The sequence below is a fragment of the Actinomadura sp. WAC 06369 genome (genome assembly GCF_003947565.1).
Taxonomy (GTDB): domain Bacteria; phylum Actinomycetota; class Actinomycetes; order Streptosporangiales; family Streptosporangiaceae; genus Spirillospora; species Spirillospora rifamycini.
On record NZ_QHJN01000020.1, the window covers coordinates 22,007 to 48,213 of the forward strand.

A 26,207-nucleotide genomic window follows, 5' to 3' on the forward strand; every position below is an offset into this window, starting at 1 on the left:
ATGACGAACCCGTTCGAGGACCCCGACGGCACGTACCTCGTGCTCGTCAACGACGAGGGCCAGCACTCGCTGTGGCCGTCCTTCGCGGAGGTCCCCGCCGGCTGGACCGTGGCGAAGGACGAGGACACGCGCGACGCCTGCCTGCGGTACGTCGACGAGAACTGGACCGACATGCGGCCCAAGAGCCTCGTCGAGGCCATGGGTGACTAGCCCGGGAGAGCCCGTCGAAGTCCCCGCCGTCACCGAGTGGACGATGGAGATGCTCGACGCCGCCGACCTGCGCCCCGCGCCGCTGCCCGGCGCCGAGATGACGTTCACGCTGGCCCGGCGGCCCTCCGCCGAGGTCAACCGCGCCCTGTACGCGCTGGTCGGCGCCCGCGTCTGCTGGACCGACCGGTTCGGCTGGACGCACGCCGACTGGTGCGCCTGGGTGGAGCGCCCCGAGCTGGGCACGTGGATCGCGATGGCCGAGGGCACCGTCGCCGGGTTCTTCGAGATCGAGGCGCAGCCCGGCGGCGACACCGAGATCCACCTGGTCGGGCTGGGTCCCGCGTTCGTCGGCCGCGGCTGCGGCGGGTACCTGGTGGAGCAGTGCGTCCGGCGGGCGTGGCGGCGCGGCGAGCTGTGGGCGCCGGGCGCCGGCCCGGCCACGCGGGTGTGGCTGCGCACCAGCAGCCTCGACCACCCCAACGCGATGGCGAACTACCGGCGCCGGGGCTTTAAGGTGGCCGCGGAGACCGTTGCCCCCAAGCTCGTCCCCGACCCCCGGACGGCGCCGTGGCCGCTGCCGCGCGATCCGCGCGCCGTCCCCCGCCGGGGCGAGGAGGAGTTGATCACGTGAGCTGGTTCCGCTGCGCCGAGCCGCGCCCCTGGGCGTCCATGCGGCTGTTCTGCCTGCCGCACGCGGGCGGGTCGGCGGTGTTCTACCGGACCTGGGCCAAGGAGATCAGCCCCGCCGTCGAGGTCCACGCCGTCCAGTACCCGGGGCGCGCCGACCGGATGGGCGAGCCGCTCGTCACCGACCCGCACCAGCTCGCGCGGCTCGTCGCGGGCGCGATGGCGCCGCTCGTCGACCGCCCGGCCGCGCTGTTCGGGCACAGCATGGGCGCCGTCATCGCCTACGAGGCAGCGCGGCTGCTGCAGGAGCGGGGGAGCGCGCCCGTGCACCTGTTCGTGTCCGGTGCCCGCCCGCCGCACGACCGGGGGGACGACCGGGTCGCCGAGCGCGACGACGACGGGCTGGTCGCCGAGATGGTGAAGCTCGGCGGGACGGACGCCGAGGCGCTGCGCGACCCGGAGCTGCGGGAGCTCGTCCTGCCGTACGTCCGCAACGACTTCGCGCTGATCGAGGGCTACGCGCACCGGGACGGCACCCGGCTCGCCGTCCCGGTCACGGCGATCATCGGGGACGACGACCCGCACGTCACGGCGGACCAGGCCGCCGGATGGGCGGACGTCACCGACGGCCGGTTCGCCCTCAGGACGCTGCCGGGCGGCCACTTCTACCTGGCCGACCGGCAGCCCGACGTGATCGCCGAGGTCCTGCGGACCCTCGAGGTCCCCGCCGTCTAGCGCGGAACCCTTCGGAGACCGGCGCGAACAGGGGACCGGCGCGAACAGGGGACCGGCGCGAACAGGGGACCGGCGCGCACCGGGTCGGTGCGCGCCGGACCTGTGAGGTTCGCCGGATCGGGTCCGGGATCAGTACACGCTCAGGCCGTACCGGGACAGGGGCTCGGTGACCGGCTGGAAGAACGTGGTGCCGCCCCAGGTGCAGTTGCCGCTGCCGCCCGAGGTCAGGCCCAGCGCGGTCGACCCGGAGAACAGCGACCCGCCGCTGTCGCCCGGCTCGGCGCACACGGTCGTCCGGATGAGGCCGCTGACGCTGCCCTCCGCGTAGTTGACGGTCTGGTTGAGGGCGGTGACCTGGCCGCGGTGGACGCCGGTGGTGCTGCCGCTGCGGGTGACGCTCTGGCCGACCGTCGCGTTGCCGGCCCGCGTGATGTCCTGCGTGCCGCCGCCGTACAGGTGGACGACGCCGCGGGTGTCCTGCGGGGTCGACGTGTACCGCACGACGCCGTAGTCGTTGCCGGGGAAGCTGCTGGCGTAGTTGCGGCCGAGGGTGCGCCCGCTGCCGTCCGTCCAGGTCGACCCGATGGCGGTGCAGTGCCCCGCCGTCAGGAAGTAGTAGGTGCTGCCGCTGCGGACGTTGAAGCCGAGCGAGCAGCGGCCGCCGCCCGCGTAGATGGCCTGGCCGCCGGCGGTGAACATGCGGAACTCGCCGGCGACCCGCTCGGTGCGGACGGCCGCGCCGTGCTGGGCGGCCTCGCCGCGCACCTTCTCCAGGTTCGCGCCCTTGACGGTGCTGTCCATCGTCAGCACGACCTTGTTGGACACGGGGTCGATCGCCCACGCGGTGCCGGGGACGGTCGCGTCCCGCTTCAGCTCGGCCATGACCTCCTTCAGGTCGGCGCCGCTGCGCTCGACCGTCTTCGGCTGCGCGCCCGCCGCGCGGACGGTCCGCGCGGCGGCGGCGTCGGTGACGGTGACGACGAGCTTGTCGGTGGACGAGTCGAGGTAGGCGCCCGCGCTGCGGGCGCCGAGCCGCTCGGCGAGCTGGGCGGCCACCTGGTCGGGGGCGCCCGGGGCCGCGGGTGCGGCGGCCGCCGGCGGGGCGGTGACGAGGGCGGCCGCCGCGAGGCCGGCCGCCGCGGCGGCGGTTGCGGCGGCGGCGCGGGCGCGTCCGTGACGCTTGGACATTCGTGCCTCCAGGGGGGAGCTGGCACGCCCCGATGGCGCGCCGGAGACACCGCACATGGTTGAGGAACCGGCAAAGCAGACGTAAGGCAAGAAGGTGACAAACATGTGTGAACCCGTTGGCACGTTGAGTGCGGAGCCGCAGGCGGCGGGCGGAGTGAGGGGGGCGCCGTTCGACGTGCCGTTCAATGTTCAATCGCGCGTTCGATAAGGCCCCGGCCCGCCCCCCCGGACCACCGTCCGGACCGCCGCTCGGACCGCCGCCCGGTCCGGGCCCGATCCGGCGCACGCTGGGCCTCCCCAGCGGGCCGATCGGGGCGTACAACGGAGGGACGGGGGACCGGACGAGCGCCGGCGGAACCCCCGCCGCCCCCGGTCCCGCGCGGAAGGCACGGGAGGGCCCATGGGCGTCGAGATCCGGGTGGAGGGGCTCAGGAAGTCGTTCGGGCGGCAGGTGATCTGGGACGACGTGTCCCTCACCGTCCCGGCGGGGGAGATCTCCGCCCTGCTCGGCCCCTCCGGAACCGGCAAGTCCGTGTTCCTCAAGAACCTCGTCGGCCTGCTGCGCCCCGACCGCGGCCACGTCTACGTCGGCGGCGGCGACGTCCCCCGCCTGCGCGAGCGCGACCTGTACCGGATGCGCCGCACGTTCGGGGTGCTGTTCCAGGACGGCGCCCTGTTCGGCTCCATGAACGTCTTCGACAACATCGCGTTCCCGCTCCGCGAGCACACGAGGAAGGGCGAGGCCGAGATCCGCAGGATCGTCCTGGAGAAGATGGACATGGTCGGCCTCGCGGGCTCGGGCGACAAGCTGCCCGGCGAGATCTCCGGCGGGATGAAGAAGCGCGCCGGCCTCGCCCGCGCGCTCGTCCTGGAACCGGAGATCATCCTCGCCGACGAGCCCGACTCGGGCCTCGACCCCGTCCGCACCGCCTACCTCAACCAGCTGTTCGTGGACGTCAACGCCGAGTTCGGGACGACCTTCCTCATCGTCACCCACGACATCGGCACCGCCCGCGTCCTCCCCGACAACCTCGGCCTGCTGTTCCGCCGCGGCCTGGTCATGTTCGGGCCGCGCGAGATGGTCCTGTCCAGCACGCACCCGGCGGTGAACCAGTTCTTCAACGCGCGCCGCGAGGGCCCCATCGGGATGGCCGAGGAGAAGGACGTCGCGGAACTGGCGGCCGAGAGCGCCCCGGTGCCGCCGCCCGCGCCGATCCCGCCGCAGCTCATGCCGAGCGACGGGCGGATCCGCCCGTCCATGCACCGCCCCGGCGAATGGCTCGCCGCGCACCGGGTGACGCCGCCGCCCGGCTCGTTCATCGACGAGAACGGGCGCGACTGGCTCACCGACTGGGACGCCCTCGTCGCCGCGCGGCAGCGCCCCCGCCCGTGACGCCGCCCGCCCGGATCGGGAGAATGGTCCGGTGACGCTCCTTCTGAACCGTTCCGACCTGGAAGGGCTGCTCGAGCCCGCCGGGTGCCTCGACGCGATCCGCCGCGGTTTCACCGCCCCGCCTGCCGAGACGGCGGCGCACCGGACGGTCGCGCCGCTGCCCGGCCCCGGCACCGCGACGGCGCTGCTGCCCGGCCTCGTCCCCGGCGTGCCCGCCTACACCGTGAAGGTCAACGCGAAGTTCCCCGGGAACCGGCCCGCGCTGCGCGGCGTCGTCTGCCTGCACGACGCGGAGACCGGCGAGCTGCTCGCCCAGCTCGACTCCGCCACCGTCACCGCGTGGCGCACCGGGCTCGCCGCCGCGCTCGGCACCCACGCGCTCGCCCGGCCCGCCGCCGACACGGTCGCCGTCGTCGGCGCGGGCGCCCAGGCGGAACTCGTCCTGCGGGGCCTCGCCGAACTGCGTCCCGTCCGCGCCCTCACCGTCTGCGACGTGGACGCCGGACGCGCCGCCGCGTTCGCCGAACGGCACGGCGAGCGGCTCGGCGCGCCCGCGTCCGTCGCGCCGAACCCGCGCGCCGCCGCCCGCGCCGCCGGGATCGTCGTCACCGCCACCTGGACGCGCCGCCCGCTCCTGCACGCCGCCGACGTCGCGCCCGGCACGCACGTCACCTCCCTCGGCGCCGACGAGCCCGGCAAGGCCGAACTCGGCCCCGACCTGCTGAAGAACGCCCGCGTCGTCGTCGACGACATCGCGTTCGCGGTCGAGACGGGCGTCCTCGCGTCCGCCGGCCTGGACGTCCAGCACGCGGCCGGGACCCTCCGCGACCTGCTGCGCGGCGAGGTCCCGGGCCGGGCGCGGGACGAGGAGGTGACCGTGTACGCGCCGGTCGGCCTGCCCTGGCAGGACCTCGCGCTGAGCTGGGCCGCGTACGAGGCCGCCCGCGCCGCCGGCGTCGGCCGCGAGTTCGACTTCCTCGCCTGACGGCCCGCCCCGCCTACAGCACGAACTCGTCGAGGACCGGCACGAGCCGCTCCTCCTCGTGGTCGAGGTGGGCGTTCACTTCGGCCACGAGGCGGTCGACGTCGGCCGCGAGCGCGGCGGGGTCGGGCGCGTCCGACGCCAGCGCGGCCCGCAGCTCCGCCAACAGGCCCTTCAGCACCTCGTGCTCCTCGCGGAGCAGGTCGATGACCGGGGCCAGCTCGGGACGGTTCCGCTCCAGAGTCGGGAAGATCATGCGGTCCTCGCTCCCGTGGTGGAACTCGAGCCCGTGGCAGAAGGTGAGGCAGTTGACGCGGAGCTGGGCACCGATCGTCGTTCCGGACGCGGCGACCTCCCGCCGGATCGCGTCGAGCTCGCGGCGGAACTCGCCGTGGATCCGCTTGAGCCCCTGCCCCTGGGGGCCGCGCGGCGGGCCCGAGTCGATGGGAGTGAGCGCGACGACCGGCAGCGTGCGGCCGGACTTCTCCTCGTACTCGGCCCATCCGGCGTCGGCCTCGACGGCGCGGGCGAACAGCCGGTCGCGCTCCTCGCCGTCCAGGACGGACGCGTCCGCCTCCTGCGTGAACGCGCCGGTCTCGATGGTGACGCGCGGGTTCGCGACGAGGTTGCGGAACCAGGCCGGGTGCCGGGGGGCGCCGCCGGCGGACGCGATGACCAGCAGCCGCTCGGGCCCGTCCGGCAGGTAGCCGAGCGGGACGGTGTGCCGGGCGCCGGACCGTGCGCCGGTCGTCGTCAGCAGGAGCAGCCGGCCGCCCTCGAACATGCCCCCGACGCGGCCGTCATTGGCGCGGAACTCCTCGATGACCTGACGGTTGAAATCCATTCTGCGGTGTCTCTCCTTTTGTTTTCGGGCAGGGGTGATCGGCCATGGGGCGAGGCGCGGCCTGGCTGGGAAAAGGGTGGGGAAAAGCGCGCCGAATCGGTTCGCGCGGCGCGAAGGGAACCGTGCGCGGAACGTCACCGAGAGGCGCGTCGGAAGGCGCGTCGGAACGCTCAGAAAGCGTTCAGGGAGCGTTCAGGGCGCACCTGCGGCGCGCACGGAGCGCACACGGAGAAGAGAAGAAGGAAGTGCGAAGGAAGGGCGGGGCACGCGCCCGCCTCGGGCTCACGCCGAGGCCGGGTGCCTCACTCGCTCATGCCCAGACAGGGCAGACCCGGCAGTCACGATCGAAAAGGTATCAGCGTCGGCCGGTCATCGCAATCGGCAATTCACAGATTCTCGCGGAGGGCGAGCGCGGCGGCCTGGGTGCGGCCGGAAACGTTCAGTTTCGCGAGGATGTTGGAGACGTGGACGCTCGCCGTCTTCGGCGAGATGAACAGCGTCTCGGCGATCTCGCGGTTGCTGCGGCCCTCGGCGACGAGCTTCAGCACCTCCCGCTCCCGCGCGGTCAGCGCGGCGAACGGGCCGCCCGCGGCCGGGCGCTCCGCGGGCGCGGCCAGCCGGGCGCGGGCGCCGAGGTCGCGGAGCGCCGCCAGCAGCGGCGCGGCGCCCAGCCGCTCGGCGGTCCCGGCGGCGCGCCGCCACTGCGCGGCGGCGGCGTCCCGGTCGCCGGCCTCGGCGAGCGCCTCGGCCAGCCGCCAGCGCGACCGCGCCACCTCGTACACGAACCCGCCGCCGTCCGTCCCGTACCGGAACAGCTCGGCGGCCCGGCGCCACAGGTCAGGGTCGAGGACGCCGTCCACGCGGCGGCGCTCGGCCTCCACGCGGGCGAGCCACGCGCGCCCCTCCACGCCGAGGGACGGGCGGTGGCGCCCGTCGGGGTCGTACTCGGCGACCGTCCGGGCCCGCTCGGCGAGCGCGTCGGCGGCCGCGGCGGCGGCCGCCGCGGCCGCCGCGTCCCCGGCGGAGCGGGCGCGGGCGGCGAGTTCGGCGTGCGCCCACAGGCCCGTCGCGGCGATCCGGATGGCGCTGGTCTCGGCGCCGTACGGGCCGGCCAGCACCGCGTCGACGTGCGCGACCGCCGTGCCGGGGTCGCCGCGCCACAGGGCGTGCTCGGCGGCCAGGCCCCGCGTGATGTAGATGAGGAAGTGGTCCTCCGGCAGGAGCGGCTCCAGCCGGCGCAGCCGCTCGTCCACGCCGGCGTCGCCCCGCGCGACCTCCAGGAACAGCGCGTAGGCGGAGACCTGCGCGTCGGCCCGCCGCGTCGCCTGGACGCCGAACCCCTCCGCCAGGCGGGCCGCCTCCGCCCAGTCGCCGGCCGTGTAGCGGATCAGGAACCGCAGGCAGCGCAGCAGCGCGCCGTACGTGCTCCAGTCGAGGCCGTTCTCGTGCGCGTACCGGGCGCCGTCGTCGGCGGCGCGGGCCGCGTCCGCCAGGTCGCCGCGGTCGAACCGGACGCCCGCGTACTGGAACATCGAGCGGAGGGCGACCAGCGGGTCCCCGCCCTTCAACGCGAGGGCGCGGGCCCCCTCGATGACCTCGTCGGCCTTCTCGTCGGCCCGCCGCTTCCAGTAGGCGCCGAGGCTGATCAGCAGGCTCGCCTCCGCGTCGACCGCGCCCGCCGCGCGGGCCACCGCCACCGCCCGCTCCGCGAACTCCGGCATCTCGCCGTCCGCGTCCCGGTACAGCAGCGTCTTCGCGTAGGTGGCAAGGGCGCGAGCGTGCTCCGTCGTGGGCGGGTCGGGAGGCAGCATCGACACCGCCTCCCGAGCGGTCGCCTGCGCCTCCTCGTCCAGGTCGAGCTCACCGAGGTAGGTGGAGAGCTGCTCGCGGATCAGCACGCCGAGCCGCAGGTCGGCCGGGTCGGCGCTCTCCAGCATGCGGCGCAGCCGCTGCACGGCGCGGCGCACCTCGCCGGCCTCCGCCGCGGCCTGCGCGGCGGCCAGCGCCAGCCGGCTCCGGTCCGTCCCGGCGGCCGCCTCCGGGTCCGCGACGGTGTCCCACAGCTCCAGCGCCCGCTCGTAGTGCTCGAACTCCTCCGCGGGCGCGCCGAGCCGCCCGGCCTCCCGCGCGGCCCGCACCGACGCGGCGAACGCGGCGGGCAGGTCGTGCGCGGCCCGGCTGTGGTGCGCCAGCTCCGCCGCCGAGCCGCCCCTCCCGTCGCCGTCCCCGGCGAGCAGCCGCGCGAAGTCGGCGTGCAGCCGGGTCCGCTCGCCCGGCAGCAGGTCGGCGTAGACGGCCTCGCGCAGCAGCGCGTGCCGGAACACGTACCCGGCGCCGTCCGGGACGAGCAGCTGGTGCGACACCACCTCGCGCAGCGCCTCGCCGGCCGGGTCCTCCGCGAGGCCCGACACCCGCCGCACCAGCTCGTCGTCCACCCGGCGGCCGGCGACCGCCGCGACCCGCACGACGCGGCGCGCGTCCGGCGACAGCCGCTCGACCCGCGACAGCAGCAGGTCGGCGAGCCCGGCGGGCAGCTCCTCCAGGTCCCCGGTGGCGTGCAGCTCGGCGGCGTAGAACGGGTTGCCCTCGGACCGCAGGTGCACGCGCTCGACGACCTCGGCGGCCACCGGCGCGGACGGCGTCCCCGACAGGGCGGCCAGGTACGCGCCGGTCTCGTCGCGCCCGAACGGCCGCACCTGGACGCCCGTCACGTTCGGCAGCCGCCGCAGCTCCGCCACCAGCGGGCGCAGCGGGTGCCGCCGGTGCAGGTCGTCCGACCGGTACGTCCCGACGAGGCAGATCCGCTCGCGCTCGAGCACCCGGCACAGGAACGTCAGCAGGTCGCGGGTGGAGCGGTCGGCCCAGTGCAGGTCTTCCAGGACGAGCAGGACGGGCCGGTCGGCGCCCAGTTCGCCGAGCAGTCCCAGCACGGCGCCGAACAGCCGCTGCCGGCCGAGGTCGGGCGCGAGCGGGTCGCCCTCGCCGGGGCCGCCGTCGCCGTCGGGCAGCAGCCGGCCCAGCACCGGGCGGGCGGCCAGCGCGTCCCGGACGGCCGCGGCCTCCGGGCCATCGCCGCGCGAGGCCGTCCACAGGGCGTCCGCGAGCGGCAGGTACGGGACGCTCTCGCCCAGTTCGGCGCACTGCCCGACCAGGACGGCGCAGTCCCGCTCGCGGGCCGCGCGGCGCAGCGTCGAGACCAGGTGCGTCTTGCCGATCCCGGCGTCGCCGCCGACGAGGACGGCGCGGGCGCGGCCCGCCGCGGCGCCGTCGAGCGCGCCGGTCAGCTCGGCGAGCTCCGCCGCCCTGCCGATCAGCACCGAACGTCCTTCTGTTCCATCGCGTCCAGTATTCCACCGGGCGGGCGGTGGTCCGGGCGCATGCGCCGGGCCCCGGACCGGCGCGGGGTCCGGGGCCCGGACGGGCGGTGCGGCGGGCGGTCAGCGGGCGAGGGCGGGCTCGCGCTCCGCCGCCGCCGCGGGCTCCTCGAGCCGGTCGGCCTCCTCGTCGCGGGGCGCCGGGACCTCCGGCACGGGCAGCACCTTGTGGTAGGCGCGCAGCGTCTCGGCGGCGATCCGCTCCCAGGAGTAGCGGGAGCGGGCGCGGTCGGCCGCGGCGATCGAGTAGCCGTGCCGGGTGGTCTCCTCCGACAGCAGGTGCCGGACGGCGCGGCCGATCTGCACCGGGCGGCCCGCCGGGACGTGCAGCCCGGTGATCTTGTCGAGCACCTCGTCGGCGTTGCCGCCGGCGGTGGTCGCCACCACCGGGACGCCGCAGGCCATGGCCTCCAGCGGCACGGCGGGCGACGGCTGGACCGGCTCCAGGCACAGCGCCAGCCGGGCGGTGCGCAGCAGCCGCGGCAGCGACTTGCGGGGCAGCCGGCCCAGGAAGATCACCCGGTCGGCGACGTGCAGTTCCTTGGCCATGAGCTTGAGCCGGTGCACGACCGGGTCGTTCTCCAGCTCCTCGCGGGCGGGGCCGCCGGCGACGGCCAGTTCGGCGTCCGGGACGTGCACGAGGGCGCGCAGCGCGGTCGGGACGTCCCCGGCCTCGAGGTCGTCGCAGACCATCACCAGCCGGGGGCGGTCGCCGTGCGGCATCGCCGGGCCGGTCTGCGCGAACTGCTCGCCGTCCACCGCGTAGGGGACGACCGTGACGGCGGGGCGCGGGACGCCCATCCGCACGATCGCGTTCGCCTCCTCGGCGTGCCCGGCGAGCACGACGGCGGCGTCCCGGCCGATGGCCTTCTCCAGCCGGTCGCGGTGCGGGTGCACCGCGCGGCCGGTGCGGCGCTCGGCGGCGGCGACGCCGTGGTAGCTGTGCGCGAAGGGGATGTCCAGCTCGCGGGCGACGGCGCAGGCGGCGAGGCCGCCGATCCAGCCGTGCGCGTGGACGATGTCGGGACGGCCGGCGCCGGACCAGCGGCGCCGGAGCCCGTCGGCGAAGTCGCGCAGGTACGCGAGCGTCTCGTCCTCGGTCAGCGGCCGGGCCGGGCCGGCGTCGAGGTGGACCAGGGCGGCGCCCGGGCCGAGCCGGACGCGGTTCTTCGCGTCCTTGTCCTGCCGGCGGGCGTAGACGGTCACGTGGTTCGGCTCTCCGTCGCCGTGCAGGGGGCGGACCAGAGAGCGGGCGAGATCCCGGACGTGGACGGACTGCAGGTGTTCGCCGTCGAGGTCGGAGGCGGACACGAGCGCGATGTTCAGCGGGCGGTGCATAACGGGACCCTCCGGGACAACACAGGGGAAGCCTGGAGGTATCTGCGTCGTAGACACCTGCTCGTAGAGATCCTTACCCCTGGCGGCGTCTCCGTCAAACCTCACGAATCGGATGGCTCCACCGGATCGCCTCCGATCAGCGCGGATACCGGCAGAATTACTCGCCCGCGTCCGCCCGTCCGACGCCCCCGGCCTCTTCGGCGCCGCCGGTGTCCGCGGTGTTCCCGGCGTCCTCGATGCGCCCGGCGCCCGCGGGGACCACGGGAAGGTTGATCGTCGAGGGCCGGCCGGGTGTGTGGAAGATCTCCTGGTCGGCGGTGAGCATCTCGGTCGCGGTGCCGATCGGCGCGCCGGTGCCCGGGTTGCGCGCGACCCGCGGGTAGGCGCCGCTGGCCACCTGCACGCGGACGCGGTGCCCGGCGCGGAACCGGTGCCCCGCGGGCCACAGCTCGATCGCGACCGCCCGCACCCCGTCCGCGTCCGCGTCGGGCGCGCCGGGGACGAGCCGCCGCATGCCCTCGCACAGGTTCAGCGACTCGCCCTCCGGCGTGACGTCGCAGAGCCGCACCACGAAGTCGGTGTGCTCCCGGTTCGACCTGATGTGCAGGTCGGCGGTGACCGGGCCGATGATCTCGAGGTCCTCGTCGAGTTCCGCGGACGTGAACGTCAGCACGTCCCGCCGCCGCTCCAGCCGCCGCTGGTCGGTGGACGGGTGCGTCTCGCCGAGCAGCGTGGGCCCGCCGAGGAACGGCGTCGGGTGCTCCGGGTCGTACCGGTACCGGTCGGGCTCGGACTCGGGCGGCTCCGCGGGCGCCAGGCCGCCCTCCGGCCGCAGGTGCCAGCGCTCCTCCCGCATCCCCGGGACGGGCCAGTGCGGGAACTCGCGCCACTCGCCGGCGCCCGTCACGTACAGCCGCACCGGGTTCGGGCGCAGGCCGGACGGGTCGTCCAGCAGGTGGGCGCGGAACCACGCCACCGACTCGCCGACCGAACCGCGCATCATCCGCTGGTCGGCGTGGAACCAGGGGCCGATCGTCAGGTAGGGCTCCTGCCCGGCGGCCCGCAGCGCCGCGTAGTCCTTCAGCTGCCAGGGCAGGAAGATGTCGTACCAGCCGCCGGTCATGTTCACCGGCGCGGTGACCCGCGACACCGTCGGGCTGAAGTCGCGCTTGTCCCAGAACGGGGTGTCGGGGCCGTTGACCAGGAGGTCCTGGAAGAAGCGCTGCTGCTCGCCGGTGGCGATCCGGTCCAGCTCGGCGAGCGGACGGCCCGACAGCGCGGCCCGGCGGGCGCGGCGCGGCGACAGGAAGCCGGTCGTGATGCCCGACAGGGAGTTCTTCATCCGGGCGGTCATGTCCACCCAGATCAGCGCCGACTCGAGCGCGAACGTCCCGCCCACGTTGACGGCGTCCCGGAACGTCGACGCCGTGACCTGCATCGACAGCGCCTTCAGCTCCGGGCCGGCCTCGGCCGCCACCGCCCACTGCACGTAGCCGAGGTAGCTCGGTCCGTGCATCGCGAACGTCCCGCCGAACCAGGGCTGCGACGTCAGCCACGCGATCGTGGCGAGGCCGTCCTCCCGCTCGTCCAGCGCCTCGAACACGCCGCCGGACCCGAACCCGCCGCGGACGCTCTGCACCACCGCCTGGAACCCGTGCGACGCGAACGCCTGCCCGCACATCAGCCCGAACGGCCCGCGCCGCCCGTACGGGGAGCGGACGAGCACCGTCGGGGCGTCGCGCACGTCCCCGTCCTCGAGGACGGGCGCGTACCGGTCGGCGAGCAACGTCACACCGTCGCCGGCGGGGACTTCCAGGTCCCGCTCGACGGTCACCTTGTGGGGGCCGTTCCGCAGTCCCAGCGCCGTGACCCCCAGCCGGCGCATCATGCCCACGCCTACCACGCGATCGATCGTAAACGACACCGTTCACTGGCCGGCGGGCGCCCATTCGCCGCGATCGGGTCTCGAGCGGGCCGCGGGTTAACTACGATCGAGGCGATCCGCGTAAAGCGTACTTTGCACGCACATCACGCAAACCTCACCTGACCGGCAAAGGCCGCACGGCCGTGCCCGGAAGGAGACTGCACCCCTCATGAGTGATAGCTGGGAACGGCCGATCGCCGCCGCGATCACCCTCGCGGTGGCCGTCGTGGTGGCCGTCGGGCTGCGGCTGCTGACCGCCCGGCTGGGCAAGCGGGCCGGTGACACGCGCTGGACCTGGGACGACCTGGTCGCCAAGCTCGTGCACGACCTGGCGCTCCCGCTCACGCTCATCGCCGGGATCTGGATCGCGCTGAAGATCTGGGACGCGCCGCGCGGCACCCTCGACGTCCTCGCCCGGCTGCTGACCGCCATCGCGATCTTCTTCGTGTCGGTGGCGGCGGCGCGGCTGATCGCCGGAAGCCTCTCCTCCTACGCGATGGCCCGGCAGGGCGTCGCGGCGAACGTGACGATCTTCGCCAACATCGCCAAGGTGATCGTGATCGGCATCGGCATGCTGATCATGCTGCAGAGCCTCGGCGTCTCGATAGGACCGCTGCTCGGCGCCCTCGGCGTCGGCGGTCTCGCCGTCGCCCTGGCCCTCCAGGACACCCTCGCCAACCTCTTCGCGGGCGTGCACATCCTGGCCGCCAAGACGATCGAGCCCGGCCACTACATCCGGCTCGACACCGGCCAGGAGGGCTACGTCGTCGACATCAACTGGCGGAACACCACGATCCGGACCCTGTCCGACAACATCGAGGTGATCCCCAACCAGCGGTTCTCCGACACGATCCTCACCAACTACAGCCGTCCCGGCGAGGAGATGTCGGTCCTCGTCTACGCCAAGCTGCCCTACGAGATCGACCTCGACAAGGCCGAGAGCCTGCTCGAGGAGGTCGGGCACGAGGTGATGAAGGAAGTGCAGGGCGGCGTCGAGGGCGCGGGCATCTTCGTGCGCTTCGACGACTTCAACGACTCGTCCGTCGGCTTCCACGTCATCGTGCGCTCCACCGAGTTCGAGGACCAGTTCCGCATCAAGCACGAGTACCTCAAGCGGCTCCACCGGGAGCTGCGCCAGCGCGGCTACGCGCCGCCGTACTGGCACCACCGCGTCAGCCTCCAGGAGGCGAACGGCAACGGCAGCGGCAACGGGAACGGGAACGGCGCCGCGAAGGGCGAACCGCCCCTCTGACCGGCCCCGCGAGCCCCGCGCGCCCGGCCCGTCCGGGCGCGCGGGGCTTTCGCTTTCCCGCCCTACTCGACGAACCGGACGTGCGGGTACCGGGGCGACGGCCGGTCCAGGACCGGGCGCGTCCGACCCTGCAGCGACCGGTCGAAGAACGCGGTCACGTACGCCCGCAGGGACGCCGTCATCCGCTCCGGATCGACCGTCCCGATGAGCTGCTCCCGCGCCTCCGCGGGGATGTCGCCGCGCACGTCCACCTGCGGCAGGATCGACTGCACCGCGGTGAACGAGTAGTGGCCCGCCGCCGGGACGTTCAGGTCCCGCTTCCAGCCGGTCGAGTTCCGCCAGAACGCCCCCCACGACGGGTTCGTCAGGTGCGTCTGCGGCTTCCCGGCGATCGACCCGCCCATCAGCAGGAACGGGCGGTCGAGCCCCTCGGCCGCGACGGGCATGAGCGTCCCGTCCTCGTACTGCAGGGTCCCGTCCAGGTCGATCCCGGCGTCCACCCGCCGGTCCGTCCGCATCGCCTCGGCCGCCTGGATGCCGCCCGCCGAGTGCCCGACCATGCCGATGTCCGACAGGTCCAGCGTCCGCGCGAGCCCGGCCGGGAGCGCCCGCCCGCCGGCGTCCGGGTTGCCGCCCCGCCGCAGCTCGGCGAGGGCGTCCAGGACCAGCCGGGTGTCCCGCGCCCGCGCGTCCATCGCCGTCTTGAGCCGGTCGGGGGTGCGCTCGGGCAGCCGCCCGGCGTCCACCCGCCCGCCGGGGAACTCCACCGGCGCCTCGCCGCTGTGGTCCATCGTGACCACGACGTACCCGCGGCTGACGAGCTCCTCGGCGAGCGGCGTGCCGAGTGTGCGCGGCACCCCGAACCCGGGGGAGTACAGCACGACGGGCCGTGCCCGGCGCGCGTCGGCCGGGGCGGATTCCGCCGCGTGCGTCCGGGCGCCCGCCCAGTCGACGGTCCCGGCCTTGAAGACGCCCAGCGCGTCGACGCCCGTGAACAGCCGCGCGACGCCCGGACGCAGGAACGGCGCGACCGGACGGTCCCCGTGCGCGCCCTTCGCCGCCGGGTACCAGACGCTGATCATCAGTTCGCGGTCGCGGTCGGGCGTCCACGGGTCGGGACGCCCCGCGTCGACCAGGTGCAGCTCGGTCGTCCCGACGGCCCGCGGCCCGGTCGGCGGCGGCAGCGTGAACGTCGCGGGCGCGGCGGTCTCCGCCGCGCCCGCCTTCTCCGCGGCGACGGGACCCGCGGCCGAGAGGCCGCACCCGGCGAGGACGAAGGGGATCAGGGCCGCCGCGACGAGCGGACGGCCGGACATACGTGTTCGCATGCCCTCCACGCTCGCGTCCGGCGCCCGTCGGCCGCCATGAACGAACGGCCCGCGTGCCCCCTTCCGTTGGTCAGGAACCGGACGGCGGGGCCTGCTCGAACCAGGCGAGGAACTCGGTGTGGCCGAACATCTGCGCGGTGTCGACGGCGGACGGCGTCCCCGCGCGGGGGTCGGCGCCCGCGTCCAGCAGCGCGCGCACCACGTCCGGCTCCTTCTTGAACACCGCGCCGGCGAGGGGACGCTGCCCCCGGTCGTTCGGCCGCTCGGGGTCGGCGCCGCGCGCGGCCAGCGCGCGCACCGCGTCGGCGTGCCCGTGGTAGGCGGCCAGCATCAGCAGCGTGTCGCCCTTGTCGTTCGCCAGGTTCGCGGGCACCCCCGCGTCGATGTAGGCGACGAGCCGCTCGGTGTCGCCCGTGCGCGCCGCCTCGAACAGACGGGACGCGAACTCCTCCAGTTCGGGATCGGCCTCGCTCATGTCCGTGACCCCACTTCCCGCGACGAGCAGCCCGCCGAGGCTGCCCTCCCCGTAGCTGAGCCGCTTCTCCAGGGCGACGAGCGCCCCGTCCTCGGCGTGCGTGCCGAATCTGACGTCGTCGGCCAGCGACCGCATGATCATGAGGCCGCGGCCGTGCTCGGCGCCCGGGTCCGGCTCCGGCACCCGCTCGGCGTCGAACCCCCGGCCCGCGTCGATGACCTTGATCAGGCACCGCCGGTCCTGGATGGTGGCCCGCACGGTGTAGTCGGCGCCGTTCTCGGCGTGCTCGATCACGTTCGTGCACGCCTCGCTCAGCATCATCTCGATGTCCCCGCAGATCTGCTGCTCGACGCCGAGCGTCTGCAGCGCCGCGTCCAGGATCCTCCGGGTCGCCGGGACGCTCGCCGCGTCCCTCGGCAGCAGGAGGTCCAGGCTGATCTCCACGTCGTCTCCGTGCTCGTCCGTCTCGGCCCTCCACGAAAAGGTGCCCGAGCGGGCGGGATCAAACATCCTTTCGGTCGGGCCAGGCGCCGCGCCGCACGGTGTCCAGGACGAGCGCCGCGATGTTCCAGGCGTCGTCCGCCCCGCTGTGGTGGCGGCCCTCCAGCGGCAGGCCGGCGTGCCGCAGCGCGCCCGCCATGCCCATCCGGCGCAGCCCGTGCGACGCCGCGTACACGGCCTTCGCGTTGACGTGCCGCCGCCCGAACGGGTACCGGACGCCCCCGTCGCCCCCGCCGCACTGCCGCTCGAACTGCTTGCGGTCGTAGTCGCCCCAGCTCGCCCACGTCCGCGTGTGCGACCGGTGCTCCCGCTCCAGCAGCGCGCACGCCTCCCGGAACGGGACGCCCCCGTTCACCTCGTCCTGCGTGAGCCCGGTCAGCTCGGTGCAGAACGCGCTGACCTCCGACCGTTCCGGACGCACCAGGACGCGGTGCCGCGCGACCCGCTCGCGCTCCTCGAGGTCGACGACGCAGAGCCCGATCTCGATGATCTCGTTCGCCTGCCCCGGCGGGACGGGCCCGTCCCAGCACGTCGCCTCGAGATCGACGACGTTGAGGAAGCGGCCGGTCTTCTCGTCCATGGCGGCGGACGATACCGGGGCCGCCGCCGGTTCACGAAGGGTTTTCCGCCGCCCGGCCGTCCCCGGGCGGCGGGGCGTAGGAGCCGGCGTACTCCTGTCCCGACAGGTCGCGGATCGCCGCCATGATCTCGTCGGTGACCTCGCGGGCGGCGCGGCCGCGCGGCGTCCCCGCGTCCCGGCCGGCGAACCGCAGCGGCGCGCCGAACCGCAGCGCGATCCGGCCCGGGCGCGGGACGGCCCGGCCGCGCGGCTGCACCCGGTCCGTGCCCTCGATCGCGACCGGGACGACCGGCGCGCCCGTCCGCAGCGCGAGCCGCGCCACGCCCGTCCGGCCCCGGTAGAGCCGGCCGTCGGGGGAGCGGGTGCCCTCCGGGTGGATCGCGAACACCCCGCCGCGCTCCAGCACGCGCGCCGACGCGTCGAGGGCGGCCAGGGCGGCGCGGCCGCCGGAACGGTCCACCGCGATCGCGCCGAGGCCGCGGAAGAACGCGGCCGTCGCGCGGCCGCGCGGGCCCGCCGCGGTGAAGTACTCCTGCTTGCCGAGGAAGTGGACCCGCCGCGGCACCATCAGCGGCAGGACGAACGAGTCGAGGACCGCGAGGTGGTTCGCCGCCAGGATCACCGGCCCCCGCCGGGGGACGTGCCCGAGCCCCCGCACCCGCGGCAGGAACGCGACCCGCATCGCGGGGCCGAGCAGGAGGTGCTTCGTGACGGGATAGATCAGGCGTTCGGGGTCCATGCCGGAGGAATCTATGGGCGCCGCCCGCCCGCGCGCGGTGGGGCCCCGATACAAGACGGCACCGCCGGATCTTGTCGGAACCCCTCATTGCGCGGCCCCGGCCGGCAGCCGGGGCCGGGGCGGGTCAGCCGCTGCTCGCGGCGGCGTACTCCGCCTGGAGGACCTTGCGGACGGCGCGCGGCGCGGGACCCGACCGGGCGGTCAGCTCCTCGATCCGGCGCTTGTGCCGCCGCCGGTCGCGGGCGGGCAGCACCGACTTCAGCTCGCAGGCCGCCGCCAGCGCGACCGCCGCCGCGTCGTAGCTGTTGACGTGCGCGACCGGCCGGCCGCGCAGCGCCGAGGACGCCCCGCCCCACAGCGCCTTCACGACCCGCGGGTCCTTCACGGTGACGTCCTCGACGGCGAACACGCCGAGCACCCGCCGCCGCCGCACCCGGACCAGCCCGTCCGCCACGAGCTCGTCGCGCACCGGCGCGACGAGCGCCTTGGCGTCCTTGCGGACCCAGTGCTGCCAGGAGCGGGGCCGGGGCGCCTCGGCGATCTGCGCCACGAGCCCGTAGGGGTCGGTGCCGGGGGTGCCCGGCCGCGGCCGGGCCTTCTCGTCCTCGCCGAGCCGCCCGTCCAGGTACAGCTCGGTCAGCGCGGCGGCCCGCAGCAGGTAGCCCAGGTGGCGGCCGCTCTTGGTCATCTTCTTCTTGCGCAGGTCGTAGGCCAGCAGGAACATCCGCGCCGGCAGCGACTCGGGAATCCGCACCACCATGGTCAGTCCTCGCTCCCGCCGGGCGGCGGGTCCTTCGGGGGTTCCGTGTCCGTCTCTCGTCGGGTCGTGTCCGTGTCGCCGGCATCCTCCTGGGCGTCCGGACCGTCCGGGCCGTCCGCGGCGCCGGTCTTGCGGGGACGGCCCCGCTTGCGCATCCGGCCCACCGAGCCGGGCAGCCGCCCCGCGTCGGCGAGGGCCCTGCGCAGCAGGAACTCGATCTGCGCGTTCGTGCTGCGCAGCTCGTCCCCGGCCCACCGGGCCAGCGCGTCGTGGACGGCCGGATCGAGCCGCAGGAGGATCTTCTTGCGCTCGGAGGTCAAGGCCGATCATCGCCCGCCGTCGGTTCGCTCACTGGTACAGGCTGCCGGTGTTCAGGACGGGCTGGGCGTCGCGGTCGCCGCACAGGACCACCAGCAGGTTGCTGACCATGGTGGCCTTGCGCTCCTCGTCGAGCTCGACGACGTCGTCCTCGACCAGGCGGTCCAGTGCGAGCTGCACCATGCCGACGGCGCCCTCCACGATCCGCTGCCGGGCCGCGACGACCGCGCCCGCCTGCTGGCGGCGCAGCATCGCCTGCGCGATCTCCGGCGCGTACGCCAGCCCGGTGATCCGCGACTCGATGATGTCGACGCCCGCGGACGCGACCCGCTGCGTCACCTCGGCCGACAGCTGCGCGGTGATCTCGTCGGCGTTGTCGCGCAGCGAGGTCTGCTCGTGGCTGTCGTAGGGGTAGCTGCCGGCGATGTGCCGGACGGCCGCCTCGGTCTGGAACGCGACGAACTCGACGAAGTCGTCCACCTCGAACACCGCGCGGGCGGTGTCGCGGACCTGCCAGACGACGACCGCGGAGATCTCGATCGGGTTCCCGTCCAGGTCGTTGACCTTGGCGAGCCCCGTCTCGTGGTTGCGGATCCGGGTGGAGATCTTCTGCCGCTCGCTGATCGGGTTGACCCACCGCAGGCCGTCCGTCCGGACGGTCCCGGCGTAGCGGCCGAGCACCTGCAGCACCCGCGCCTCGCCCGGCGCGACCGCGGTCAGCCCGACCGCCGCGACCAGCCCGGCGATGACGAGCACCGAGCCGGTCGCGATGCCGGCGGTGAGGGCGGCGGCGCCGCCGGCGAGCACGCCGAGCACCACGGCCAGCGCGCCCGCCAGGATCAGCACCACCGCCAGCGCCAGCATCCCCCAGCCGTTCATGTCGCTCGCCGGGCGTTCCGAGATCTTCGGAGCCGGCATCTCGACCTTCGCCGTGGTGTCCATGGGGCCTCCCTCTGTCCTGTTATCGCCAATCTAGCAAAGTGATATCACTTTTCCAAACGGGCGCGGACGGAGGGAACGCGGACGTCACCGCGCGGCGACGGGCTCCGGGTCCGGCAGCTCCTCGATCACCTTCGGCACGCGGCGCAGCGTGACCAGGGAGAGCACCGCCACCGCGGCCGCCAGCACCGCCGCGCACAGCAGGGCGGTGTGCATGCCGGAGACGAACGCCTCCCGCGCCGTCGCGAGGACCTCCGCGCCCGCCCGCCCGGGCAGGGCCGCGGCCGCCTCCACCGCGCCGGCGAGCGAGTCGCGCGCCGCTGCGGCCGCGGGCGCCGGCGTCCCGGCCGGCAACTCCAGGTCGTTCCGGTACACCGCCGTCAGGACGCTGCCGAGCACCGCCATCCCCAGCGCCCCGCCCAGCTCGATCGCCGTCTCCGAGATCGCCGACGCGGCGCCCGACCGCTCCTTCGGCACCGACGCCAGCACCGTGTCGCCGGTGACCGTCATCGCCATCCCCATGCCGAGCCCCGCCAGCAGCATCGCCGGGAGCATCAGCGGGTAGCCGGTGTCCAGCCCGATCGTCAGGAACAGCGCGTACCCGCCCGCCGAGACGACCAGGCCGAGCGCCACCACCCGGGCGCGGCCGAGCAGCGTGATCAGCGGCGGGGCCAGCGCGGCGCCGCCGAGCATCGCGCCCGCCGCGCCCGGCAGCCCCGCCAGGCCCGCCTTGAGCGGGGCCCAGCCCAGCGCGAGCTGGAAGAACATCGAGAAGATCAGCGACTGCGCGACCAGCGCGAACATCGCGAACATGTTGGTGACGACGGCCCCGGAGAACGCCGCCCGGCGGAACAGCCGGACGTCGATGAGCGGCTCGGCGGCCCGCGTCTGCCGGACCGCGAACGCCGCCAGCGCGAGCGCCCCGACCAGCGCCGCCGCCCACACCCGCGGCTCGTCCGCGCCGTGCGCCGCCGCCTCCTTCACCGCGTACACGACGCCGAGGACCCCGGCGACCGACAGCGGCACCCCGGGCAGGTCCGGCCACCCGGTGAGCCGGTTGCGCGACTCGGGCAGGACGAGCGCGCCCGCGACCAGCGCGACGATCATGATCGGCACGTTGATGAGGAACACCGAGCCCCACCAGAACCGCTCCAGCAGCGCGCCGCCGAGCACCGGGCCGAGCCCGACCGCGAACGCGCCGAGACCGAAGAAGCCCCCGACCGCCGCCGTCCGCTCCTTCGGATCGGTGAACACCCGCCGGATCAGCGACAGCGCGGACGGCATCAGCGTCGCCCCCGCGACGCCCAGCAGCGCCCGCGCCGCGATCAGCGCCTCGGCGGACGGCGCGTACGCCGTCACCGCCGACGCGGCGGCGAACACCGTCGTCCCGATCAGCAGCAGCCGGCGGTGCCCGATGCGGTCGCCGACCGCGCCCATGGTGATGAGGAGCCCCGCGAGCGCGAACCCGTAGGCGTCCGCGATCCACAGGATCTGCGTCGCCGACGGACCGAGGTCGGCCGACAGGTGCGGGATGGCCTGGTTGAGGGCGGTCAGGTCGAGGGCGGGCACCAGCGCCACCAGCGCCCCGACCGCGAATGTGGCCCGCTTGCGGGCCGGACTGTACGACATGCGGACGAGCGTCGCCGGGCGCGCTGACCGTCCGCGCACCGTCCGCGCACCGCCGCCCCGCCGGGCGGTCAGCGGCGCGGCAGCGCCGCCAGGGCGTCCGCGTGCGACAGGGCGGCGCCGCTCGCGTACCGCTCCTCGAACCGCGCGTCGCCGAGCAGCGCCCGGGCGGACGCCTCGACGCGCTCGGCGTCGTGGTCGCCCGGGATCTGCACGCCCCGCAGCGCCCGCGCCACGCCGAGCAGCACCGCCGCGCGCTCCCCGTCGCCGCCCGCCAGCGCGAGACCGGCCAGCCCCACCGCCACGCTCGCCCGGTAGCCGAAGATCGGATGGTCGTGGGCCATGGCCAGGGCCTCGCCGAACAGCGCGCGGGCCCGCCGCACGTCGCCGTCGTCCAGCGCCACCCAGCCGAGCCCCACCAGCGTGGCGCCCCGGACGGCGGCGACGACGAACCGGTCCGACGCGTAGCCCGTCCGCGCCGTCTCGTACAGGCGCCGCGCCTCCGCCCGGTCCCCGCGCAGCCGCGCGATCTCGGCGAGCCCGTGCACCGCGGCGGCCACCTTGTCCGGCGTCCCGGCCCGCCGGGCGAGCTCCGCGGCGCGCTCGAAGTCGGACCGGGCGCCGTCCAGGTCCCCGCCGTGGATGCGCACCTCGCCGCGGCGGCACAGCAGGTCGGCGCCGTCCTCCAGCGCGCCCAGCTCGCCGACCAGCTCCAGCGCCTCGCCGAGCAGCGCCAGCGCCGCGGCCCGGTCGCCGCGCCAGTCGGCGAGCTGCGCGAACGGGTCGAGGCAGTTCGCCATCCCCCACCGGTCGCCGATGGCGCGGAACCGCGCCAGCGCCGCCGCGCACCTTCGCTCCGCCCGCTCCCGGTCGCCGGAGAACTGGTCGAGGAACCCGTCGCTCATGTCCAGCAGCGCCAGCGTCCACGGATCGTCGCCGATCTGCTCGATGAGCACGGACTCCTGCGTCCGCTCCGGCCCCGCCGTCATCGCCCACAGCACGGTCGTCGCCGGGAACGCCAGCAGCCGCCGGACGCCCGCCAGCGTGCGCTCCGCGCGGTCCAGCCACGCGAGGACCGCCGGACCCGTGCCGCCCGCCGACACCACGTTGCACACGCACAGCACGTACTCCTCCTCCAGTCCCGGAGGAGGCTCGCCGCCGATCTTCTCGAGCAGCGCGGCCGCGAGCGGCGCCCCCTCGACGCGGCCCCGCAGCCACCAGTACCAGGACAGCGCCGCGATCAGCCGCAGCGCGCGGGCGGTCTCGCCCGACCCGACGCACCGGCGCAGCGCCGCGTGCAGGTTCGCGTGGTCCGCGGCCAGCCGGTCCAGCCACGCGAGCTGCTCGGCGCCCCGCAGGTGCGGGTCGGCGCGCAGCGCCAGGTCCAGGAAGTACGCGGCGTGCGCCCGCCGGAACCGCTCGTCCTCGCCGGCGTCCGCGAGCCGCTCCGCGCAGAACGCCCGGACGGTGTCGAGCATCCGGTAGCGGTCGCCGCCCCCGTGCGGTTCCAGCTGCACCAGCGACTTGTCCACCAGCTCCGCCAGCACCTCGTCGGCGTACTCGAACCCGCAGACCTCCGAGACGGCCTCCACCGTGAACCCGCCGGTGAAGACGGTCAGGCGGCGCGCGAGCGTCTGCTCGTCCGCGCCGAGCAGGTCCCAGCTCCACCCGACGACCGCGCGCAGCGTCTGGTGGCGCGGCGCGGCCGTCCGGTCGCCGCGCGACAGCAGCCGGAACCGGTCGCCCAGCCGCGCCGCGACCTCGCCGACCGGCAGCGACCGCAGCCGCGCCGCCGCCAGCTCGATCGCCAGCGGCAGCCCGTCCAGCGCCGTGCAGATCCGCAGGACGTCCGCCGCGTTCGCCGCGTCGACCGCGAAGCCGGGCCGGACGGCCGCCGCCCGGTCGGCGAACAGCCGCACCGCCGGGTACCCGGTGAGCTCCCCGGCCGGCGTCCCGGGAGGCGGCAGCGCCAGCGGCGGCAGCGGCCACACCGCCTCCCCGGTGACGCCGAGGACCTCCCGGGACGTGGCCAGCACCCGCAGCGCCGGGCACGCGCCGAGCAGCCGCCGCGCCAGCCCCGCCGCCTCCGCGACGACGTGCTCGCAGTTGTCGAGGACGAGCAGCATGCGGCGTCCCGCCAGCGCCGCGGCCAGCCGGTCCGCCGGATCGGCGGGCCGCTCGCCCGGCGCCTGCCGCACCGCGCTCTCCCGCAGCCCCAGCGCGGCGAGCAGCGCCCGGCCCGCGTCGCCCCGGCCGACCGGCGCCAGGTCGACGAAGCAGACCTCGCCATCCTCGCGGGCCGCCGCCTCCACCGCCAGCCGCGTCTTGCCCGCCCCGCCCGGTCCGAGCAGCGTCACGAGGCGCCCGGCGGCGAGCATCCCGCCGACGTGCCGGACCGCGTCCTCCCGGCCGACGAAGCTGGTGAGCTGCGCGGGCGGCGAGACCGCGCGCGGGGCGTCCGCCGGGGCGCGGTCCGGTCCGCCGCGCAGGACGTCCAGGTGCGCCGCGGCCAGCTCGCGGGACGGGTCGGCGCCCAGCTCGTCCGCCAGCAGCCGGCGGCCCTCCTCGAACACCGCGAGCGCCTCGGCCCGCCGCCCGGCGGCGTGCAGCGCCCGCATCAGCAGCGCGCGCGCCCGCTCGCGCAGCGGGCGCTCGTCCACCAGCGCCCGCAGCTCCGCGAGCACCGCGCCCGGCTCGGCGCCGGACGCGAGCACCGCCGCGCCGCGCTCCTCGACGGCCGCCGCGCGCTCGTCCTCCAGCCGCACCGCGCGGGCGGCGGCGAACGGCGCGTCCACCCCGGCCAGCGCGGGCCCGCGCCACAGGTCGAGCGCCTCCCGCAGCAGCCCCGCCGCCCGCGCGTGCTCGCCGCGCCCCGCCGCCGCGCGCCCCTCCCGCGCCAGCCGCGCGAACCGGTGGGCGTCCACGGCGCCGGGCTCGACCGCCAGCCGGTACCCGGCCGGCCCGCCCTCGACGAGCGCGGCGTCGCCGAGGCCGCGGCGCAACCGCGACACCTGCGACTGCAGCGCGTTGGCGGCGCCGCGCGGCGGGTCCGCCCCGTACAGGCCGTCGATGAGCCGCTCGGCGGGCACCACGCGCCCGGCGTCCAGCGCGAGCATCGCCAGCAGCGCCCGCACCCGCGGCCCCCCGACCGCCACGGCCCCACCCGCACCGGTCCCGCCCGCGGCGGGCTCGTTCGGGGGGGCTCCGGCGGGGGCGCGTTGCGCCGTGTCCCGCCGGACCTCGACCTCCCCGAGCACCCCGAACCGCATGCGCCCGATTCTTCCGCATCCCGGACGCACGCCGCACAAGCGGGCGAACCGGCGGGGCAGAATAGCCGTTCGCATTGCACCGGGGGCGCGATTGCGCATTTCTCCGCCCGCGTTTCCCGTGGAACGCTCCGACGCGCCCCGCCGGGGCATCCGGGCGACGACCAAGACGTCACCCGGACATTTCTGGCAAGCCTGAGCGTCACCGATGGTTCGCCCGGGATCGCCTTGACGCGGCGCGGTGCGTCACGCTTTGCTTGCGAAGTCCAAAATCCCCCCAGCGTGAATCTCGAGGCCGAATGTCGCACGCGACACCGGACGGGAACACGGCCATTTTCCGGGCCGCGCATTCGTCCCGTCCGCATTGCGGTTATCGGACGCCCGAATGGAGTCCGCCCGTCCCGCCGGAGTGACCCCCCTCCGCCCGGCGGGACGCGCCGCGCGCCGCGTCACCTCGTCCGTCACGAAAGCCGATGATGAACACAACCCCGCTCCCGTCCGCTCCGGGGCCCGCGGCGCTGCTGCCCGCCGCCGGCGCGGCCGTGCTCGCCGTCGCGGCGCCCCTGCTGCCCGGGGGCGGCACGGGACCGCTGCACCGGGGGCTGGCCGTCCTGCTCGCCGTCGCCGCCCTCGCCGCCGCGGCCGCCGCGTGGCGGCTGCACGCCCGCTGCCGCGCCGCGTGCGCGGCGGCCGCCCGGGACGCCGCCGCGCACGCCGCCGAACTGCGCGGCCGCGACGACGAGCTGCGGCGCCGCGACCGGGCCGAGACCGACCGGGAACGGGCCCGGCACGCCCAGGTCGCGGGCGTCGCCGCGCAGCGCGACGCCCTCGCCGCGATGGCCGACCATCTGCTGACCGCGCAGCTGCCCGCCGCGCTGCGCGGCGAGCCCGTCCCGCCGCCGCTCGCCGGCGACCCCGGCGCCGGCTCCGGCGGCGCCGCGCTCGCCGCCGCCCGGGACGCCGCCCTCGAAGCCGTCGCCGAACTGCGCGCCGAGGCCCGCGGCCGGCTCGAGTCCCAGCAGCTCGCGACCGTCGCGCTCGCCCGGCGCGTCCAGTCCGCCATGCACCGCGTCCAGGCCGAGGCCGCCGTCACCGCCGAACGGCACAGCGACCACGCCGACGTGTACCTCGCCTGCCAGGCCATCGACCACCTCGCCGCGCAGTCCGCCCGCCTCGCGCAGGGCCTCGCCGTCGCCGCCGGGACGTGGGAGGGCCAGCAGTGGGACACCCCGATGCGGCTCGCCGAGGTCGTGCAGTCCGCCGCCGCCCGCATCGAGGACTTCCAGCGCGTCCGCATCGAGGGCGACCCCGACCTCGCGGTCGGGCCCGTCGTGCTCGAGGCCGTCATCCACGTCCTCGCCGAACTGCTCGCCAACGCCACCGAGTCGTCGCCGACCGCCGCGCCCGTCACCGTCCGCGTCACCGCCGCCGCGCAGGGCGCCGTGTTCCGCGTCGACGACCACGGCGCCGGCCTCGAGGAGCCCCGCCTCACCCTCGCCCGCGAACTGCTGGACGGCTCCCGCGAGGTCACCCTCGCCGAGATGGGCGAGGTGCCGCGCCTCGGCTTCGCCGTCATCGCCCGCTACGTGCGGCGGCACGGCTTCAAGGTCAGCCTCGGGGAGTCGCCCTACGGCGGCTTGCAGGCCGTCGTCCTCGTCCCCGACGCCATGGTCGCCGACGCGCCCGCGCCGGGCCGCGCCGGGGCGCCCGCGCCGCCGGACGCCCCGGCGCCGCGGCCCGAGCCGCCCGCCGCGCCGGACCCGGCGGGGGACGGCGGCCCCGCCGGCCCCGGCGATGTCCTCCCGCAG

Annotated in this window: 21 protein-coding genes and 1 pseudogene; 7 read left to right on the plus strand and 15 right to left on the minus strand. The window is 75.8% G+C overall.

Going from position 1 to position 26,207, the window contains the following annotated elements:
- From DMH08_RS08100 to DMH08_RS08110, 3 genes are read left to right on the plus strand one after another with little or no spacing between them, the layout of a single operon-like run.
- Positions 1-210 carry an MbtH family protein gene (locus DMH08_RS08100; protein ID WP_026400350.1) on the plus strand — a complete coding sequence of 70 codons (210 nt, stop codon included), beginning with the start codon at positions 1-3 and terminating at the stop codon, positions 208-210.
- Entirely contained in the window at positions 203-841 is a 639-nt protein-coding gene (locus DMH08_RS08105; protein ID WP_026400349.1) for a GNAT family N-acetyltransferase, read from the plus strand. Before DMH08_RS08100 ends, DMH08_RS08105 begins: the two co-directional genes overlap by 8 nt.
- Positions 838-1,572 (plus strand): thioesterase II family protein, encoded by a 735-nt coding sequence (locus DMH08_RS08110; RefSeq protein ID WP_026400348.1) that lies wholly within the window; start codon positions 838-840, stop codon positions 1,570-1,572. Before DMH08_RS08105 ends, DMH08_RS08110 begins: the two co-directional genes overlap by 4 nt.
- A 129-nt stretch (positions 1,573-1,701) precedes the next feature.
- Here DMH08_RS08110 and DMH08_RS08115 read toward each other — a convergent pair whose 3' ends face one another.
- On the minus strand, positions 1,702-2,760 hold the full coding sequence (locus DMH08_RS08115; protein ID WP_026400347.1) for a S1 family peptidase: 1,059 nt from the start codon (positions 2,758-2,760) through the stop codon (positions 1,702-1,704).
- Between the two features lie 400 nt (positions 2,761-3,160).
- Between DMH08_RS08115 and DMH08_RS08120 the strand changes: the two genes are divergently transcribed.
- The gene (locus tag DMH08_RS08120; protein WP_125612767.1) at positions 3,161-4,153 is read left to right on the plus strand and encodes an ABC transporter ATP-binding protein; all 993 of its coding nucleotides are present in this window, start codon (positions 3,161-3,163) and stop codon (positions 4,151-4,153) included.
- A 31-nt stretch (positions 4,154-4,184) separates the two neighbouring features.
- Positions 4,185-5,138: an ornithine cyclodeaminase family protein gene (locus tag DMH08_RS08125; protein ID WP_026400345.1), complete on the plus strand. Its 954-nt coding sequence runs from the start codon at positions 4,185-4,187 to the stop codon at positions 5,136-5,138.
- Positions 5,139-5,151: 13 nt separating this feature from the next.
- On the opposite strand, the gene DMH08_RS08130 is transcribed toward DMH08_RS08125, so the two are convergent.
- From DMH08_RS08130 to DMH08_RS08145, 4 genes are all read right to left on the minus strand, one after another.
- On the minus strand, positions 5,152-5,979 hold the full coding sequence (locus tag DMH08_RS08130; protein WP_026400344.1) for a nitroreductase/quinone reductase family protein: 828 nt from the start codon (positions 5,977-5,979) through the stop codon (positions 5,152-5,154).
- A 386-nt stretch (positions 5,980-6,365) separates the two neighbouring features.
- Positions 6,366-9,296, minus strand: a complete 2,931-nt coding sequence (locus DMH08_RS42620) for a helix-turn-helix transcriptional regulator (RefSeq protein ID WP_125612769.1) — start codon at positions 9,294-9,296, stop codon at positions 6,366-6,368.
- A gap of 120 nt (positions 9,297-9,416) precedes the next feature.
- Positions 9,417-10,691, minus strand: coding sequence for a glycosyltransferase (locus tag DMH08_RS08140; RefSeq protein ID WP_125612771.1), 1,275 nt, complete (start codon positions 10,689-10,691; stop codon positions 9,417-9,419).
- Between the two features lie 157 nt (positions 10,692-10,848).
- A complete protein-coding gene (locus DMH08_RS08145; RefSeq protein WP_233617477.1) occupies positions 10,849-12,594 on the minus strand; it encodes a CocE/NonD family hydrolase in 1,746 nt (581 codons plus the stop codon).
- A gap of 190 nt (positions 12,595-12,784) precedes the next feature.
- On the opposite strand from DMH08_RS08145, the gene DMH08_RS08150 reads away from it, so the two are divergent.
- Positions 12,785-13,867, plus strand: a complete 1,083-nt coding sequence (locus DMH08_RS08150; protein ID WP_064743421.1) for a mechanosensitive ion channel family protein — start codon at positions 12,785-12,787, stop codon at positions 13,865-13,867.
- Between the two features lie 62 nt (positions 13,868-13,929).
- Here the strand turns inward: DMH08_RS08150 and DMH08_RS08155 are convergent, their stop codons facing one another.
- The 10 genes and pseudogenes from DMH08_RS08155 to DMH08_RS08200 form a co-directional block, all read right to left on the minus strand.
- Entirely contained in the window at positions 13,930-15,195 is a 1,266-nt protein-coding gene (locus DMH08_RS08155; RefSeq protein ID WP_233617478.1) for an alpha/beta hydrolase family protein, read from the minus strand.
- A gap of 70 nt (positions 15,196-15,265) precedes the next feature.
- Entirely contained in the window at positions 15,266-15,670 is a 405-nt protein-coding gene (locus DMH08_RS08160; protein ID WP_026400340.1) for an ankyrin repeat domain-containing protein, read from the minus strand.
- A gap of 81 nt (positions 15,671-15,751) precedes the next feature.
- A pseudogene (locus tag DMH08_RS08165) lies at positions 15,752-16,180 on the minus strand (ATP-binding protein); the annotation flags it as partial.
- On the minus strand, positions 16,173-16,751 hold the full coding sequence (locus tag DMH08_RS08170) for a 3'-5' exonuclease (protein ID WP_026400339.1): 579 nt from the start codon (positions 16,749-16,751) through the stop codon (positions 16,173-16,175). The pseudogene DMH08_RS08165 and the gene DMH08_RS08170, both read right to left, overlap by 8 nt.
- A 31-nt stretch (positions 16,752-16,782) precedes the next feature.
- Complete coding sequence (locus tag DMH08_RS08175) at positions 16,783-17,490, minus strand: lysophospholipid acyltransferase family protein (RefSeq protein ID WP_051299955.1); 708 nt, start codon at positions 17,488-17,490, stop codon at positions 16,783-16,785.
- Between the two features lie 124 nt (positions 17,491-17,614).
- On the minus strand, positions 17,615-18,250 hold the full coding sequence (locus tag DMH08_RS08180) for a GOLPH3/VPS74 family protein (RefSeq protein ID WP_034516051.1): 636 nt from the start codon (positions 18,248-18,250) through the stop codon (positions 17,615-17,617).
- Between the two features lie 2 nt (positions 18,251-18,252).
- Positions 18,253-18,570 carry a hypothetical protein gene (locus tag DMH08_RS41520; protein WP_125612773.1) on the minus strand — a complete coding sequence of 106 codons (318 nt, stop codon included), beginning with the start codon at positions 18,568-18,570 and terminating at the stop codon, positions 18,253-18,255.
- 28 nt (positions 18,571-18,598) lie between these two features.
- On the minus strand, positions 18,599-19,510 hold the full coding sequence (locus tag DMH08_RS08190; protein ID WP_026400337.1) for an SPFH domain-containing protein: 912 nt from the start codon (positions 19,508-19,510) through the stop codon (positions 18,599-18,601).
- A gap of 84 nt (positions 19,511-19,594) precedes the next feature.
- Entirely contained in the window at positions 19,595-21,136 is a 1,542-nt protein-coding gene (locus tag DMH08_RS08195; RefSeq protein ID WP_125612775.1) for an MFS transporter, read from the minus strand.
- Between the two features lie 68 nt (positions 21,137-21,204).
- Positions 21,205-24,402, minus strand: coding sequence for a BTAD domain-containing putative transcriptional regulator (locus DMH08_RS08200; RefSeq protein ID WP_125612777.1), 3,198 nt, complete (start codon positions 24,400-24,402; stop codon positions 21,205-21,207).
- Between the two features lie 473 nt (positions 24,403-24,875).
- Here DMH08_RS08200 and DMH08_RS08205 point away from each other — a divergent pair.
- Positions 24,876-26,207, plus strand: a 1,332-nt coding sequence (locus DMH08_RS08205) for an ATP-binding protein (protein WP_125612779.1), incomplete at its 3' end; no start/stop codon positions are given.

What these genes read in the sequence shown, in the direction of transcription:
- DMH08_RS08150 (WP_064743421.1), top strand. Translation starts at nt 12,785, where the DNA reads ATGAGTGATAGCTGGGAACGGCCGATCGCCGCCGCGATCACCCTCGCG.
- DMH08_RS08170 (WP_026400339.1), bottom strand. Translation starts at nt 16,751, where the DNA reads ATGGACGAGAAGACCGGCCGCTTCCTCAACGTCGTCGATCTCGAGGCG.
- DMH08_RS08115 (WP_026400347.1), bottom strand. Translation starts at nt 2,760, where the DNA reads ATGTCCAAGCGTCACGGACGCGCCCGCGCCGCCGCCGCAACCGCCGCC.
- DMH08_RS08130 (WP_026400344.1), bottom strand. Translation starts at nt 5,979, where the DNA reads ATGGATTTCAACCGTCAGGTCATCGAGGAGTTCCGCGCCAATGACGGC.
- DMH08_RS08120 (WP_125612767.1), top strand. Translation starts at nt 3,161, where the DNA reads ATGGGCGTCGAGATCCGGGTGGAGGGGCTCAGGAAGTCGTTCGGGCGG.
- DMH08_RS08190 (WP_026400337.1), bottom strand. Translation starts at nt 19,510, where the DNA reads ATGGACACCACGGCGAAGGTCGAGATGCCGGCTCCGAAGATCTCGGAA.
- DMH08_RS08195 (WP_125612775.1), bottom strand. Translation starts at nt 21,136, where the DNA reads ATGTCGTACAGTCCGGCCCGCAAGCGGGCCACATTCGCGGTCGGGGCG.
- DMH08_RS08100 (WP_026400350.1), top strand. Translation starts at nt 1, where the DNA reads ATGACGAACCCGTTCGAGGACCCCGACGGCACGTACCTCGTGCTCGTC.
- DMH08_RS08160 (WP_026400340.1), bottom strand. Translation starts at nt 15,670, where the DNA reads ATGAGCGAGGCCGATCCCGAACTGGAGGAGTTCGCGTCCCGTCTGTTC.
- DMH08_RS08140 (WP_125612771.1), bottom strand. Translation starts at nt 10,691, where the DNA reads ATGCACCGCCCGCTGAACATCGCGCTCGTGTCCGCCTCCGACCTCGAC.
- DMH08_RS08175 (WP_051299955.1), bottom strand. Translation starts at nt 17,490, where the DNA reads ATGGACCCCGAACGCCTGATCTATCCCGTCACGAAGCACCTCCTGCTC.
- DMH08_RS08200 (WP_125612777.1), bottom strand. Translation starts at nt 24,402, where the DNA reads ATGCGGTTCGGGGTGCTCGGGGAGGTCGAGGTCCGGCGGGACACGGCG.
- DMH08_RS08180 (WP_034516051.1), bottom strand. Translation starts at nt 18,250, where the DNA reads ATGGTGGTGCGGATTCCCGAGTCGCTGCCGGCGCGGATGTTCCTGCTG.
- DMH08_RS08155 (WP_233617478.1), bottom strand. Translation starts at nt 15,195, where the DNA reads ATGCGAACACGTATGTCCGGCCGTCCGCTCGTCGCGGCGGCCCTGATC.